Source organism: Curvibacter microcysteis (assembly GCF_028649455.1).
GTDB lineage: Bacteria > Pseudomonadota > Gammaproteobacteria > Burkholderiales > Burkholderiaceae_C > Curvibacter > Curvibacter microcysteis.
The window spans coordinates 152,561-167,646 of the sequence record NZ_JAQSIO010000004.1; the positions used below are offsets into that span (position 1 = coordinate 152,561).

Sequence of the window (15,086 nt, forward strand, 5' to 3'; positions counted from 1 at the left end):
CCCCGGGCTGTCGCGGGCGCTGAAGCCGTGTCAGCAAAACAAGAACGCGAGGCTGGCGGCGTCTTCGCCCAGGTGCAACAGTGCCCAGCCCGCGAGGCGGTAGCTCCAATACAGCGCGGGCGAAAACGCCGCGTCGACGCCCCACTCATCGCGCCCCGCAGCGTCCCAGGACTCAAGCAAAACGCAGCCCTGGAGCAGCGCCGTTCGCCAGGGCCTGCAGGTCCCCGATCACACGGGCCTGGGCGAACCCATCGTCATGGAAGGCCGCCAGCACCGCAGGGGCCGACTCGGCGGTGCAGCTGACCAGCAGGCCGCCGCTGGTTTGGGGATCCGACACCAAGGCCTGCTGCCACGGCGCAGCCCCGTCCGGCCACACCACGTCCGAGCCATAGGATGCCCAGTTGCGGGCGGACGCCCCAGTGACCACGCCCTGCCGGGCCCAATGGGCCGCGGCCTCAATCACGGGCAGATCCGCCAGCGTGACCTGGGCCGACAGACCCGACCCCCGGCAAACCTCCAGCAGGTGGCCGGTCAGGCCAAAGCCGGTCACATCGGTCATGGCATGCACCCCGGCCAGGCCCCCCAGGCGGCTCCCCACGCGGTTGAGCTGGGTGGTGTGGGCCAGCATCTCAGCGTAGCCCGCAGCGTCCAGCACGCCCTTCTTGAGAGCAGCCGACAGAATGCCGACCCCCAGGGGCTTGCCCAGGATCAGCACGTCGTTGGGCTGGGCGTCCGCGTTGCGGCGCACCCGCTCAGGGTGCACCAGGCCCAGGGCCACCAGGCCGTAGATGGGCTCCAGCAGGTCAATCGAATGGCCGCCCGCGATGGGGATGCCCGCGGCCCGGCAGACCTCGGCACCGCCAGCCAGGACTTCGCCAATGGTCTCGGCCGACAACTTGGCGATCGGCATGCCGACCAGGGCCAGCGCCAAAATCGGTGTGCCGCCCATGGCGTAGATGTCCGACAGGGCGTTGGTGGCCGCGATGCGCCCAAAGTCGCGCGGGTCGTCCACGATGGGGGTGAAAAAATCGGTGGTGGCCACCAGGGCCTGCTCGTCGTTGAGGCGGTAGACCGCCGCGTCATCGCTGGTCTCCAGGCCCACCATGAGCTCGGCAGGCATCAGGCCGCGCGGCGCGCGTGACAAAATCTCACTCAGCAAACCCGGCGCGATCTTGCAACCGCAACCGCCGCCGTGGGAAAACTGGGTCAATGCAGGGAAAGAGGTGCTCATGGCTTATTTTGGCGTCAATTTGAAGCGGCCGGTCCCATGAACCCTTGGCGTGGACCGGTGCCTGTCACCGAACGGCAGCAATTCGACACCTTGATCGACGCGCGCTCGCCTGCCGAGTTCGCCCTCGACCACATCCCCGGCGCCATCAACTGCCCGGCACTGGATGACGAAGAGCGTCGCATCGTCGGCACGATGTACAAACAACAAGGGGCTTTTGAAGCCCGCCGGGTGGGTGGGGCCATGGTGGCCGCCAACCTGGCGCGCCACCTGCGCGATCACTTTGCCGACCGGCCGCCCCACTGGAAGCCGCTGGTGTACTGCTGGCGCGGGGGGCTGCGCAGCGGCTCCATGGTCACCTGGCTGCGCTTGGTGGGTTGGGACGCCCAGCAGGTCGCTGGCGGCTACAAACGCTGGCGCCAACACGTCATCGACACGCTGGCTGAACGCAGCCCAGGTCTGCAGTGGCAGGTGCTGGCCGGCGCCACGGGCAGCGCCAAGACCCGGCTGTTGCAGGCCCTGGCCCGCGAAGGCGCGCAGGTGCTGGACCTGGAACAGCTGGCGCGCCACAAGGGCTCGCTGCTGGGCGCCTGGCCCGGTCAAGCCCAGCCGTCCCAGAAGGCGTTCGAAACCGCTCTGGCCGTCGCCCTGGAGGGCTTTGACCCCGCGCGGCCCGTGTGGGTGGAGGCCGAAAGTCACAGGATTGGCCAGCTCTCAGTGCCCAGCCCCATCCTGGCCAGCCTGCGCTCGGCGCCCTGCCTGGAAATCAGCGCCCCCCGGGACGCACGCCTGGCGTTTTTGCTGGAGGACTACGCCTACCTGGCCGATCAGCCCGACGCCCTGGCTCGCCAACTGGAGCCGCTGCGCGGCCTGCACGGCCACGAGGCCCTCAATCAGTGGCAAGACTGGGCACGCCAAGCCCAGCTACCGCCCTTGTTCGAGCAGCTCATCACCCGCCACTACGACCCCCAATACGCACGCTCCCAAGCCGCCCACCTGTTCCGCTGGGCGCAGCGTCAGACCCTGGTGCTGGAGCAGCTGGACGCGAAGACCCTGGCCGAGCAAGCCCACCACATCAAAGACTGGGTGCTCAGCAAGCCAACAGCCCCCTCAGATGAACGGTAGGGCGTTATCCTGTCGTCTCTTTTTGGCGCATTGCACAAAACTCCCCTCATGGCTGACCGTTCGCCCTATGACATCGCCAAGGAAACGCTCAAGCAGCTTTCCCTGCGCAAGCTGATCCCTTCGCCTGACAACTACCAGGCCCTGTTCCACGAAGTGGCAGGCACCCGCCACGTGGTGAACTTCCCGGAAGAAGCCCTGCGCGGCATCGGCCGGGTGCTGCCTGGCCAGACCCCGGCCCAGCAGCGCCTGCTGGCCCAGTTCGATACTGCCGTCACCCAGCGCAGCTGGGTGGGCGTGCAAGCCGCCTTGGTCGGCCTGGCGACCCAACCCCTGGTCGCCACACCGGCCCACATTCAAGACAAAACCGCCATCAGTGAAGACCTGATGGCCGAGCTGCGCGAGCAAATTGCCCGCCTGGTGGAAAACATCCTGCCCATGGTGGGTGCCGACGACCCCCGCCTGCAGCAACAGGCCGAGCAGCTGATGCACTACGCGCGCCAGCCCGCAGCCGAAGCCGCCACCCTGAAGCTGATGCTGGGCAACCTGAGCTTTCGCCTGTCTTTTGCCTCGGAAGACCAGCTCGCCATCAAGAGCACGCTGCTGGCCTTGCTGCACCTGCTGTTCACCAACATCGGTGAACTGGCGGTGGACGACCGCTGGCTCAAGGGCCAGATCGACGCCCTGGTCAGCGCCAGCACCCCGCCGCTGACCTTGCGCCGCCTGGATGATGTGCAGGCGCGTCTCAAGGACGTGATCTTCAAGCAGTCCGAAGCCAAAGCCCGCGCCATGGAAGCGCAGGACGAGATGAAGCAGATGCTGGCGGCCTTCATCGACAGGCTGTCCACCATGACCGAGCACAGCGGCAGCTACCAGGGCACCATCGAGCACTGCGCGCGCCAACTGGAAAGCGCCGAAACCCTGGCCGACATCACCCCGGTGCTGCAAGAAGCCATCCAGGCCACGCGCTCCATGTCGATCGACACCCTGCACATGCGCGACGAGCTGCGCGAAATGCGCGAACGCACCGAGCAGGCCGACGCTGCCTTGCGTCGCATGCAAGAAGAGCTGGACCGCGCCAGCTCCCAAGCCCGCCACGACCCGCTGACCGGCGCCCTCAACCGCAAGGGCCTAGACGAAACCCTGAAGCGCGAGATCGCTCGCGCCCGGCGCCAGGACACGCCAATGTGCGTGGCCTTGCTGGACCTGGACAACTTCAAAAAGCTCAACGACACCCTGGGCCACGACACCGGCGACGCCGCGCTGCTGCACCTGGTGCAGGTCGCGCGCAGCGCCATCCGCCCGCAAGACAGCCTGGCCCGCTACGGCGGCGAGGAGTTTTTGGTGGTGCTGCCCGACACCGACCAGGACAAGGGTGTGGAGGTGATGAAGCGCCTGCAGCGCGAGTTGACCAAGAAGTACTTCCTCAAAGACAACGAAAAAGTGCTGATCACCTTCAGCGCCGGGGTCGCCCAGGTCGGGGCCGAGGAAGACACGGCCGAAGCCATCAAACGCGCCGACCAGGCCATGTACCTGGCCAAGCGCTCGGGCAAGAACCGTGTCGTGGCGGCCTGACCCAGCCCACCGCCTGAGCCGGCGCCATTGGCTGCAGGCCTTGCTGGCCAGCGCCTCTTTGCAAGCCTGGCAAGCCGGGGCCCACCCGCGCAGCGCACCAGGCCTGGCCGACCTGCCCTTTGCCTTGGGCGTGGCCAGTGGCACGCCCAGCCACCAGGGCGTGGTGCTTTGGACCCGGCTGGCCGTGGTCGACCCGCTGGACCCGCGCGTGCACACCGTGCGCTGGGAGCTGGCCGAGGACGAGGGCTTTCAACGCATCGTGCAGCGCGGCCAGACCGAGACCCAGCAGGCCCTTGGCCACGCAGTGCATGTCGAGTTGCAAGGCCTGCCCGCCGACCGCTGGTTCCACTACCGCTTCATGGTGGGCGATGCCGTCAGCCCCGTGGGCCGCACCCGCACCCTGCCCGCGCCCGACAGCCCGGCGGGTCGGCTGCGCCTGGCCTTCGCCTCCTGCCAGCGCTGGGAGCACGGCTACTACGCGGCCTGGCGCCATGCCGCCGCCCAGTCGCTGGACCTGGTGGTCTTTTTAGGCGATTACATCTACGAATACGCCTCGCCGCGCAGCGGCCTGGCGCCCCAGGCCGCCACGCCCATCCACCGCGTGCATGAGCTGCGCCGCGCCGTCAGCCTGGCCGACTACCGCGACCGCTACGCCCTGCACAAAAGCGACCCCGACCTGCAAGCCGCCCACGCCGCCTGCCCCTGGCTGCTGACCTGGGACGACCACGAGGTCGAGAACGACTACGCCGGCCTGCAAGGCCGCGAGGGCGCCAGCGCCGAATTTATGGCCCAGCGCGCCGCCGCCTACCAAGCGTTTTACGAGAACATGCCCCTGCCCGCCTCGGTGCTGGTGCAGGGCCTGCAAGGCCTGAACCAGGCCGATGCGCTGCGCCTGTACCAGCGCCACGCGTTTGGCCGCCTGGCGCGCTTTCATGTGCTGGACGACCGCCAGTACCGCGCCGTGCAGGCCTGCCGCAACCCCAGCGAGAGCAGCGCCGGCACGGTGCGCCCCAGCCGCTGCGCCGAGCTGCGCGACCCCAGCCGCAGCCTGCTGGGCGCGGCCCAGGAACAATGGCTGGCCCAGGGCCTGGCGCAAGACAGCCGCCCCGGCGGCCCGCGCTGGACCGTGCTGGCCCAGCAAACCCTTTTTTCACCGCGCCACTATGGTGGCGCCAGCGCGGCGGCCCAGGCCGACGAACCCACGCCCACCGACCCCTGGGACGGCTACCCCGGCGCGCGCCAGCGCCTGCTGCACAGCCTGCAGGCCACGCCACCGCGCAACACGGTGTTGATTGGCGGCGACATCCACCAGAACTACGTCTGCCGCGTGCACGCCGACCCGGACCGCCCCGACAGCCCGGTGCTGGCCAGCGAGTTCTGCGGCACCTCGATCAGCTCGCACTCCGGCGCCACCTTGGAGCGGGCCCAGGCCTTGCAAAAGAACAACCCCCATGTGCTGCTGGCCAACCCCGAGCAGCGCGGCTACGCCCTGGTCGAGCTGAACCCGCAGCGCTGGCAGACCACGCTGATGGCGGTGGACCAGCCTGGCCGCGCCGACAGCGCGCTGCGCCCGCTGGCCCGCTTTGTCGTGGAAGACGGGCGCGCCGGCCCGCAGCGCGAGAGCTGAGCCCCCTCAGACGTTGATGGCCGTGGCCGAGCCGGCCTGGCGGCGCAGCTCAAACTTCTGGATCTTGCCGGTGCTGGTCTTGGGCAGCTCGCCAAACACCACGGCGCGCGGCACCTTGAAGCCGGCCAGGTGCTTCTTGCAATGCGCCACGATGTCCTCGGGTGTGGTCTGGGCGCCGGCCTTGAGCTCGACAAAGGCGCAAGGGGTCTCGCCCCAGCGCGCATCGGGCTTGGCCACCACGGCGGCCGCCAGCACGTCGGGGTGGCGGTAGAGCACGTCCTCCACCTCGATGGAGGAGATGTTCTCGCCGCCCGAGATGATGATGTCCTTGCTGCGGTCCTTGATCTTGATGTAGCCGTCCGGGTACTGCACGGCCAAGTCCCCGCTGTGGAACCAGCCGCCGGCAAAGGCCTCGGCCGTGGCCTGGGGGTTCTTCAGGTAGCCCTTCATGGCGATGTTGCCGCGGAACATGATCTCGCCCATGGTCTCGCCATCGTGCGGCACCGGCGTCATCGTGTCCTGGTTGAGCACCTGAACCTCGCGCTGCAGGTGGTAGCGCACGCCCTGGCGCGCGTTGAGCCGGGCCCGCTCACCGATGTCCAGCGCGTCCCAGGCCTCGTCCTTGGCACACACCGTGGCAGGACCATAGACCTCGGTCAGACCGTAGACGTGGGTCAGGTCAAAGCCCAGGGCCTCCATGCCTTCGATCATCGAGGCCGGCGGCGCTGCGCCCGCCACCATGGCCTTGACGCCACTGGGCAGGCCTTCTTTCAGCGCCGCCGGCGCGTTGACCAGCAGGCCGTGCACGATGGGCGCGCCGCAGTAATGGGTCACGCCGTGCTCGCGCATCATGCCGAAAATGGCCTCGGGATCAACCCGGCGCAGGCACACGTTGACGCCCGCCCGCGCGGCCACCGTCCACGGAAAGCACCACCCATTGCAATGGAACATGGGCAGGGTCCACAGGTAGACGGCGTGCTTGGGCATGTCCCACTCCAGCACATTGGAGATGGCGTTCACCGCCGCGCCCCGGTGGTGGTAGACCACGCCCTTGGGGTTGCCGGTGGTGCCGCTGGTGTAGTTCAGGGCGATGGCGTCCCACTCGTCCGCCGGTCCTTCCCAGGCGAAATCGGGGTCGCCACCGGCCAGAAAGTCTTCGTAGGTCAGCGTCCCCAGGCGCACAGGAGCCGGGCCGTACAAGTCGTCCTCGACCTCGATGAGCTGCAGCGGCTGGGGCGACTGGCGCAGCGCCAGCGCCTTTTGCATGACCAGGGCGAACTCGGGGTCGACGATCACGGCCTTGGCTTCGCCGTGGTCCAGCATGAAGGCGATGGTTTCCGCGTCCAGGCGGGTGTTCAGCGCGTTCAGCACCGCACCCGCCATGGGGATGCCAAAGTGCGCTTCGACCATGGGCGGGGTGTTGGGCAGCATGACGGCCACGGTGTCGTTCTTGCCAATGCCGGCCTGGCGCAGGGCGCTGGCGAGTTGGCGGCAACGCGCATAGGTCTGGGCCCAGGTGCGGCGCAGGGCCTGCTCGCCCCGGCCATGCACCACGGCCAGTCGATTCGGGTAGACCTGGGCCGCCCGCTCGATGAAGCCTAAGGGCGACAGCGGGGCGAAGTTGGCATCGTTGCGGGGCAAGTCCTGGTCGTAGATCGAGCTCATGGTGTCTCCTGTCTGAGGGTTCTGAAGCGAGCCTGCCATTGTGCGGACACGGGCTTACAAGGGCATTGCAGGCCCGCACCGGCGACAGAACCCACGCACGGCGCACGCCCCCCCACTCACCTGGGCTCGGTGCCTCAGGAGAAGGAGTAGGTGTTGCGGCCGTTTTGTTTGGCGCGGTACATGCCCACGTCGGCGCGCGCCAGCAGGGCCCGCACCTCGGTGCCGTCGCGCGGGGCCATGGCAATGCCGATGCTGGCCTGCACCTGCACGGGCATGCCCTCGACCAACACGGGCTGCTCAAACTGGGCCTTGAGCTTCAAGGCCAGCTGGGTCGCGTCGTCCTCGCCCGCCAGGTCTTGGCACACGACGACAAACTCATCACCGCCCAGGCGCCCCACCGTGTCGCCCGCCCGCAAGGTTTGACCCAGGCGTTGCGCCACCCCGCGCAGCACGGCGTCGCCCACATCGTGGCCCAGGCCGTCGTTGATGTTCTTGAAGTGGTCCAGGTCGACAAACAGCACGGCACAGGGACGCTGGCTTTGCGCGGTGCGATGCAGGGCCTGCTCCAGACGGGCCTCCACCATGCGGCGGTTGGGCAAGCCGGTGAGGGGGTCGTGGTGGGCCAGGTGGTCCATCGCGTGGTGGCTGGTGCGCAGCTGGGTCATTTGCTGCCAGACCTGCTCTTCCATCAAGCGGAAGCTGCGCGCCAGCTCGCCGATTTCGTCGGTGCGTTCGGTCGGCAGGGTCTGCACCCGCTGCCCCGTGCCCAGCACCCGCGTGGCCTGGGCCAGGGCCTTGAGGGGTTCCGTCACCACGCGCGACACCAGCACGGCCAGCACGAGGGCCGCCACACACAGCAGCAGGAGCACCTGAACAATGCTGCGACCCAGCACCGAAGCCTCCCCCTCGATGGCGCTCAGCGGCTGGGCCAGGCCGAGAATCCAAAAACGGGGCTCCTGCTCGCTCCCAATCGGCAAGCGCACAAAAGCAGCCACCACCGACTCCCCCGTGCCGTCGCGGACCGACGTCACCAACTGCTGGGCTTGGCCCGACAGCAGCCGCGCTGCGTCGGGGAAGCTGTCCTGGATGTAGACCCGCTGGCCACGGTCAAAGCCGAAGGTCTGACTGGCGTCGGGGTGGACCAACCAGTCGCCCCAGCGGTTGCTCATGTAGAGCTGAAAGCCGTCGGGCAAGTCGGCCGACACCCCATGCAAAAATGCTCTCGCTGCCACTTGGACCACCAACACGCCTTGCACACCCCCCGCCGTCACCACCGGCGCGGACAGGGTGTAGCTGGGCATGGCGCTGCCCCCGATCAGGGCATCGTCGCGGCTGGCCGCCAGCTCCGACATGTAGACCTGGCCCGCGGGCAGCGGCAGCGCCTCATAAACGTAAGGGAAGTGGCCTTTTTCCTGCAGATCATCGTCCGCCACCCGCAGCAAACCAGTGGGCTGGCGCTGCACACGCACCCGCTCCAGGCCGTGTGCGCTGGCGCCAATCAGGCGGATTTGCAGGTAATCGGGGTGGGACTCCATCTCGGCCATGAAGGCTTGAGCCAGGGCCTGGCGTGCCGGGGCGGCAGCGGCCCCGGGCTCCAGGGCCCCCTGGGCAGCGGCCAAAGCGGCCAAGGCCACGGTGTCGCGCGAGACCGATTGCAGACTGGCCTGCAAGTGCCGGCCCAGCACTTCGGTGGTCGTCATCAGGTAGTGCTCGGCGCGCTCACGCAACAGACCGCGGCTGGTGACAAAGGTGTAGTGGCTGGCCAAGGCCGCCGCAAACACACTGAAGGCCGCCAACAACAAACTGAGTCGAAAGGCAATGCTGCCTGGCTTCATGCGGCCAGCCTTTCAGGGCGCTCTCCGGCCACGATGCGCTGCCACAAGCGCTCCCGGCGCGATTCGTTCTCCACCGGTTCCAGCCAGACCAGGCGACCCGACGGGGGCACGCCCGGCTGTTCCTCCAAGGTATTGGCCAGGCCATGCCGGCGCGTCAGCAAACGGCTCATGTCCAGCGACAGCAAGTGGTTGACCCAGCGCGCAGCCAGGTCCGGGTTGCGCGCCTGGCGCGTGACGGCCCAGCAATCCAGCCAAGCCAGTGCGCCCTCGCGCGGCAAGGCATAGCCCACGTCCAGCCCCTGGTCCTGCAGCAGCTTGAGTTGCTGGCGACCGTAGTTGGCGAACATCACGGCCACGCGGTGGCGGCGGAACATCTCAGCCGACTCTTCCGGCAAGCTGTAAAAGCCCCGCAAATTGCGCCGCAAATCGACCAAGCGCTGCGTCATCGAGCCCCATTGGGGAGCGCCGATCTGAAATGGGGACAGGCCATGGGCCATCGCCGCCAAGGAAAAACCATGGGTCCCGCTGTCAAACGCCAAGACGCGGCCTTGCAAGGCGGGGTCCCACAGCACGGTCAGCGACTGGGGTGGCGTGCTCAGTTGACGGCGGTCAAAAATCAAACCCATCTCAGCGTAGGTGTAGGGCATGGCATACAAGCGCCCGCCCTCGGTGATGCCGGGAATCGCCTCGCGGCGCAAGAAACGGGGCAACTGAGCCGCCGCATTCGGCAGGCTGTTCAGCGGCAGCGGCGCCAGCATCTGCAGCTCGCGCAGGCGCTGGAGTTCCACCGTGTTGGCCGCCAGCACATCGAACAGCGGCCCGCCCGTCACGGGGTCGACCAAGGCCATGCGCTGGCGCAGCGACTCGTCCGAGCCGACGATGCTCAACTCCACCCGGGCGCCTTCACGGTCTTCAAAGGCTTTGACCACATCCGGGTCGGCGTAGCCTGGCCAGGCCAAAACACGCAAGGTCTTGGCGGGGTCTGTGGTCCGGTGCAGGGCTTGGGCCGACGCGGGCCCCCAGGCCAACAGGCCCCCTGCACAGGCTTGGGCCAGGCCCGCTTGCCAGAGTGATCGCCGCGTTGCGTTGATTGGCATGCCTAGCCGCCCTTCCCAGGCCTGAGTCCTGATTCACCGATTTGAATGTAAATGTAACTAAGAGTTTAAGGGGACAATAGGGCGTGTGACGATTCCCCAGTCTTTTATCCAGGAGCTTCTGGCCCGCGCCGACGTGGTCGACATCGTCGGCCGGTATGTGCCGCTCAAAAAAGCAGGCGCCAACTTCATGGGCCTGTGCCCCTTCCACGGGGAAAAATCGCCCTCGTTCTCGGTCAGCCCCACCAAACAGTTCTACCACTGCTTTGGCTGTGGCAAGAACGGCAATGCCATCGGCTTCTTGATGGACCACGGCGGCATGAGCTTCCTCGAAGCGGTGGACGACCTGGCCCAGCAGTACGGCCTGCAGGTGCCGCAAGACGACCTGTCGCCCCAAGAAAAAGCCCGTGCAGCAGAGCAGCGCCAGCGCCAGTTGAGCCTCAGCGACGTGCTGGAGAAAGCCGGCGAGTCCTACCGCAAACACCTCAAGGTCTCCCCCAAAGCCGTGGCCTACCTCAAGGGCCGGGGCCTGTCGGGCGAAATCGCCAAGCGCTTTGGCCTGGGTTACGCGCCCGAGGGCTGGCGCAGCCTGGCCAGTGTCTTCCCGGAGTACGACAGCCCGCTGTTGGCCGAGTGCGGCTTGGTGATCGTCAACGAGGAAGACGCCAAACGCTACGACCGCTTTCGCGACCGCATCATGTTCCCCATCCGCAACGTCAAAGGCGAGTGCATCGGCTTTGGCGGGCGCGTGCTGGGCGACGAGAAGCCCAAATACCTGAACTCCCCGGAAACCCCGGTGTTCAGCAAGGGGCGTGAGCTGTACGGCCTGTTTGAAGCCCGCACCGCCTTGCGCGAACAAGGCTATGCCCTGGTCACCGAGGGCTACATGGACGTGGTGGCCCTGGCCCAGCTGGGCTTTCCCAACGCCGTGGCCACCTTGGGCACGGCCTGCACCACCGAGCATGTGCACAAGCTGTTCCGCTTCACCGATTCGGTGGTGTTCAGCTTTGACGGCGACTCGGCGGGCCGGCGCGCCGCGCGCAAGGCGCTGGACGGCGCCCTGCCCTACGCCACCGACACGCGCACGGTCAAGTTCCTGTTCCTGCCCGCCGAGCACGACCCCGACAGCTTCATCCGCGAATACGGCGCCGAAGCTTTTTCGCGCCATGTGGCCGAGGCCTTGCCGCTGAGCCGCTTCCTGATCGAGGCCGCACGCGAACAATGCGACCTGGGCACCGCCGAAGGCCGCGCCCACATGGCGGCCAATGCGCGCCCCCTGTGGAGCGCCCTGCCCGAAGGGGTGCTCAAGCGCCAGCTGCTCAGCGAACTGGCCGAGCTGGCCCAGCTGCCCGCCGCCGACCTGGCCGCGCTGTGGCAGCAGGCGGCCGCCACCAGTCCAGGCCGCACGGGCCAACGCGCGGCCCCCGGCGCCGACGAGGCCCCCGACTGGCACAGCGGCCAGCATGGCCATGGCGCGCCCCACGCAGGCGGCTGGCAAGACGGCGGCCCCCCACGCCAGGGCGGCCATGGCCCGGGTGGCGGCCCCGGCGGCGGCTTCAAGCGCTTTGAAAAAGGCAGCTTCAAGGGCGGCGAAGGCGGCTTCAAAGGCAAAGGTGGCGACCGCGACAACTGGCGCGGGGGTAAATGGGGCCAAAAACCCGAAGAAAACGACGACGGCCCGCGCACCCCGCCCGTGACCCGGGCCGACCACGCCGCGCGCCTGTTGCTGTCGCACATGGGGGCGCTCGACCACCTGACGCACGAAGACCACCAGATGCTGTGCGAGCTGCCGCCGCCGCACGGCGCGCTCTTCGTCTGGCTGGAAAGCCAATACCACGAGCATGGCCCGGTGGCCTGGGCGGTGCTGCGCGAAAGCCTGCGCCAGCAGCCCTTTGACGCGCTGGCCACGCGCCTGATGACCGGCTCACACGCCCAGACCGAGGGTGAAATCAAAGAGCTGCGTGCCGAGCTGCGGGGCGTGCTCAACCGCATGCTGGTCGACCGCCTCAAGCAGTTGGAGAACGAGGCCATCGCCGCCGCCCGCAGCGACCCGCTGGCCTTGCAGCGCTACCGCGAGCTGCAAGACCGCCGCAAAACCCTGGAAAAAGAACTGCTGAGCGCCTCTGTGGAGTGAGCCGGGCCTGGGCGCCCCCCGCCCTCGCGCAGGCGTCTGGGGCCACCTTCACCTGGACCCCTAAACCAAGAAACAACAGCGCCCAAGCACAGCAGCCCTTGAAAAGCAAGGCTTTCGGTATAATGTAGGGTTGACATCGGCAAGAGCGACAGCAGCACCTCCGGTCCGGGCCCGCACCGACCCCTCCAACGGGGCACGCGCCCAACATCCGCAAGGACTGCACACCAAATGTTCGCCCAGACATCTTGCCCCTGAGAAACGTGCGGCCTCACCCCTGGTAGGCCACCGATTTCTCGACAGCGAAGTCGCCTTCGGGCCCCTCTTCGCTGAGCCACCCGCGCCGGGAGCCATGGCGCTTGCGTTTTCTTTGTGTCCCATTTTGATTCTGAGGTTGTTTCATGCCCGCTCAAAAGTCCGCGAAGTCTGCTCCGTCAAGCGCCAAATCCGACGCCAAGGCTGCCCCCAAAGCCGCTGCCAAAGCTGCCGCCGCCACGTCCAGCGTGAGCCCATCAGCCAAAGCGACGACCCCGTCTGCCAAGAAAGCCACCACAGTGCCCGCATCGAAATCCAAAGCTGAAGCCACCCCCGAAGAACTGAAGAAGACCGCCAGCGAAGACGCCCCGGTCAAGAAGAAGCCGGGCCGTCCGCCCAAGGCTGCCGCTGACAAAGACGCGGCCCCCAAGGCCCCGGGCGCCAAGCGCGGCCGCAAGCCCAAGGCCGATGCGGCCAAAGACAGCGGTGGGGATGATGACCTGGACCTGTCGGACATCGAAGCCGACCTCGAAGGTGAAGTCGAAGCCACGCCTGCGGCCACGACCGAAAAGGTCAAGCCCCTGCGCATGAAGATCAGCAAGGCCAAAGAGCGCGCGCTGATGAAGGAATTCGGCCTGGACGAAACCGTCCTGTCCGAAGAAGACATGGCCAAGCGCCGCTCGCGCCTGAAGACCCTGATCACCCTGGGCAAGACGCGCGGCTACCTGACCCAGGTCGAAATCTCCGACCACTTGCCCGACAAGCTGGTCGACGCCGAGACCATGGAAGTCGTGGTCACCATGCTCAACGACATGGGCGTGGCGGTGTACGAGCAAACGCCCGACGCCGAAACCCTGTTCCAGAACAACGTGACGCCCACGGCGGCCACGGTCGAGGAAGCCGAAGAAGAAGCCGAAGCCGCCCTGTCCACCGTGGACAGCGAATTCGGCCGCACCACCGACCCGGTCCGCATGTACATGCGCGAAATGGGCACGGTCGAGCTGCTGACCCGCGAAGGCGAAATCGAAATCGCCAAGCGCATCGAAGGCGGTTTGATGGCCATGATGGAGGCCATCTCGGCCTCGCCGGCCACCATCGCCGAGATCCTCAACATGGGTGAGGAAATCCGCGAAGGCAAAATCGTCATCTCCACCATCGTGGACGGCTTCTCCAACGCCAACGAGGCCGACGACTATGTGGCCGAAGAAGACTTCGACGAATTCGACGAAGCCGACGACGACGACGGCAAGGGCGGCTCCAAGGCCCTGACCAAGAAGCTCGAAGAACTCAAGCGTGAAGCCCTGTCGCGTTTCGACAAGCTGCGCGAGCTGTTCGAGAAGATGCACAAGATCTACGACAAGGAAGGCTATGGCGGCGCGGTCTACATGAAGACCCAGCAGCAACTGTCGGCCGAGTTGATGACCATCCGCTTCACCGCCAAGACCATCGAAAAGCTGTGCGATCTGGTGCGCAGCCAGGTGGACGACGTGCGCAAGAAGGAACGCGAACTGCGCCGCATCATCGTCGACAAGTGCGGCATGCCGCAGGAAACCTTCGTCAAGGAGTTCCCGCCCAACCTGCTGAACCTGAAGTGGGTCGAAAAGCAAGCTGCCGCCGGCAAGCCGTGGTCGACCGTGATGGCGCGCAACATCCCGCCGATCCAGGAACTGCAGCAAAAGCTGATGGACCTGCAATCGCGCGTGGTCGTGCCGCTGCCGGGCCTGAAGGACATCAACAAGCGCATGAACGAAGGCGAAGCCGCCTCGCGCGATGCCAAGAAGGAAATGATCGAGGCCAACCTGCGCCTGGTGATCTCGATCGCGAAGAAGTACACCAACCGCGGCCTGCAATTCCTGGACTTGATCCAGGAAGGCAACATCGGCCTGATGAAGGCGGTGGACAAGTTCGAATACCGCCGTGGCTACAAGTTCTCGACCTACGCCACCTGGTGGATTCGCCAGGCCATCACGCGCTCGATCGCCGACCAGGCCCGCACCATCCGCATCCCGGTGCACATGATCGAAACCATCAACAAGATGAACCGCATCAGCCGCCAGCACTTGCAAGAGTTTGGTTTTGAGCCCGATGCGTCCATCCTGGCGGCCAAGATGGAGATCCCGGAAGACAAGATCCGCAAGATCATGAAGATTGCCAAGGAGCCGATCTCGATGGAAACCCCCATCGGTGACGACGACGACAGCCACCTGGGCGACTTCATCGAGGACGGCTCCAACACCGCCCCGATCGACGCCGCCATGCAGGCCGGCCTGCGCGACGTGGTCAAGGACATCCTCGATGGCCTGACCCCGCGCGAAGCCAAGGTGCTGCGCATGCGCTTCGGCATTGAAATGTCCACCGACCACACGCTGGAAGAAGTGGGCAAGCAGTTCGACGTGACCCGCGAGCGCATTCGCCAGATCGAAGCCAAGGCCTTGCGCAAGCTCAAGCACCCGAGTCGCAGCGACAAGCTGCGCAGCTTCATCGACTCGCTGTAAAGCCCTGGCCCTGCCGGGCCTGGCGCGCGCTGAACCTCTCAGCAGCCCCCAACCAAAGC

The 15,086-nt window shown here is 66.8% G+C and carries 10 protein-coding genes; 5 read left to right on the plus strand and 5 right to left on the minus strand.

Annotation, left to right across the window (positions count from 1 at the left end; genetic code table 11):
• Nucleotides 1–30: 30 nt before the first annotated feature.
• Nucleotides 31–180 carry a hypothetical protein gene (locus PSQ39_RS12275; RefSeq protein ID WP_273927102.1) on the minus strand — a complete coding sequence of 50 codons (150 nt, stop codon included), beginning with the start codon at nt 178–180 and terminating at the stop codon, nt 31–33.
• Nucleotides 173–1,231, minus strand: coding sequence for a selenide, water dikinase SelD (gene selD / locus PSQ39_RS12280; protein WP_273927103.1), 1,059 nt, complete (start codon nt 1,229–1,231; stop codon nt 173–175). Before selD ends, PSQ39_RS12275 begins: the two co-directional genes overlap by 8 nt.
• Before the next feature lie 36 nt (nt 1,232–1,267).
• On the opposite strand from selD, the gene mnmH reads away from it, so the two are divergent.
• From mnmH to PSQ39_RS12295, 3 genes are read left to right on the plus strand one after another with little or no spacing between them, the layout of a single operon-like run.
• The gene (mnmH, locus tag PSQ39_RS12285; RefSeq protein ID WP_273927104.1) at nt 1,268–2,353 is read left to right on the plus strand and encodes a tRNA 2-selenouridine(34) synthase MnmH; all 1,086 of its coding nucleotides are present in this window, start codon (nt 1,268–1,270) and stop codon (nt 2,351–2,353) included.
• 48 nt (nt 2,354–2,401) lie between these two features.
• Nucleotides 2,402–3,925: a GGDEF domain-containing protein gene (locus PSQ39_RS12290; protein WP_273927105.1), complete on the plus strand. Its 1,524-nt coding sequence runs from the start codon at nt 2,402–2,404 to the stop codon at nt 3,923–3,925.
• Nucleotides 3,909–5,552 (plus strand): alkaline phosphatase D family protein, encoded by a 1,644-nt coding sequence (locus PSQ39_RS12295; RefSeq protein ID WP_409242027.1) that lies wholly within the window; start codon nt 3,909–3,911, stop codon nt 5,550–5,552. The genes PSQ39_RS12290 and PSQ39_RS12295 overlap by 17 nt, the downstream gene beginning before the upstream one ends.
• A gap of 6 nt (nt 5,553–5,558) precedes the next feature.
• Here the strand turns inward: PSQ39_RS12295 and PSQ39_RS12300 are convergent, their stop codons facing one another.
• The 3 genes from PSQ39_RS12300 to PSQ39_RS12310 all read right to left on the minus strand — a co-directional run bounded on the left by PSQ39_RS12300 (nt 5,559) and on the right by PSQ39_RS12310 (nt 10,149).
• On the minus strand, nt 5,559–7,217 hold the full coding sequence (locus tag PSQ39_RS12300; RefSeq protein ID WP_273927106.1) for an acyl-CoA synthetase: 1,659 nt from the start codon (nt 7,215–7,217) through the stop codon (nt 5,559–5,561).
• 134 nt (nt 7,218–7,351) lie between these two features.
• Nucleotides 7,352–9,052: a GGDEF domain-containing protein gene (locus tag PSQ39_RS12305; protein ID WP_273927107.1), complete on the minus strand. Its 1,701-nt coding sequence runs from the start codon at nt 9,050–9,052 to the stop codon at nt 7,352–7,354.
• Nucleotides 9,049–10,149, minus strand: a complete 1,101-nt coding sequence (locus tag PSQ39_RS12310) for an ABC transporter substrate-binding protein (RefSeq protein ID WP_273927108.1) — start codon at nt 10,147–10,149, stop codon at nt 9,049–9,051. Before PSQ39_RS12310 ends, PSQ39_RS12305 begins: the two co-directional genes overlap by 4 nt.
• 85 nt (nt 10,150–10,234) lie before the next feature.
• On the opposite strand from PSQ39_RS12310, the gene dnaG reads away from it, so the two are divergent.
• The gene (gene dnaG / locus PSQ39_RS12315) at nt 10,235–12,280 is read left to right on the plus strand and encodes a DNA primase (RefSeq protein WP_273927109.1); all 2,046 of its coding nucleotides are present in this window, start codon (nt 10,235–10,237) and stop codon (nt 12,278–12,280) included.
• Between the two features lie 398 nt (nt 12,281–12,678).
• Nucleotides 12,679–15,027, plus strand: coding sequence for an RNA polymerase sigma factor RpoD (gene rpoD / locus PSQ39_RS12320; RefSeq protein ID WP_273927110.1), 2,349 nt, complete (start codon nt 12,679–12,681; stop codon nt 15,025–15,027).
• Nucleotides 15,028–15,086 lie beyond the last annotated feature (59 nt).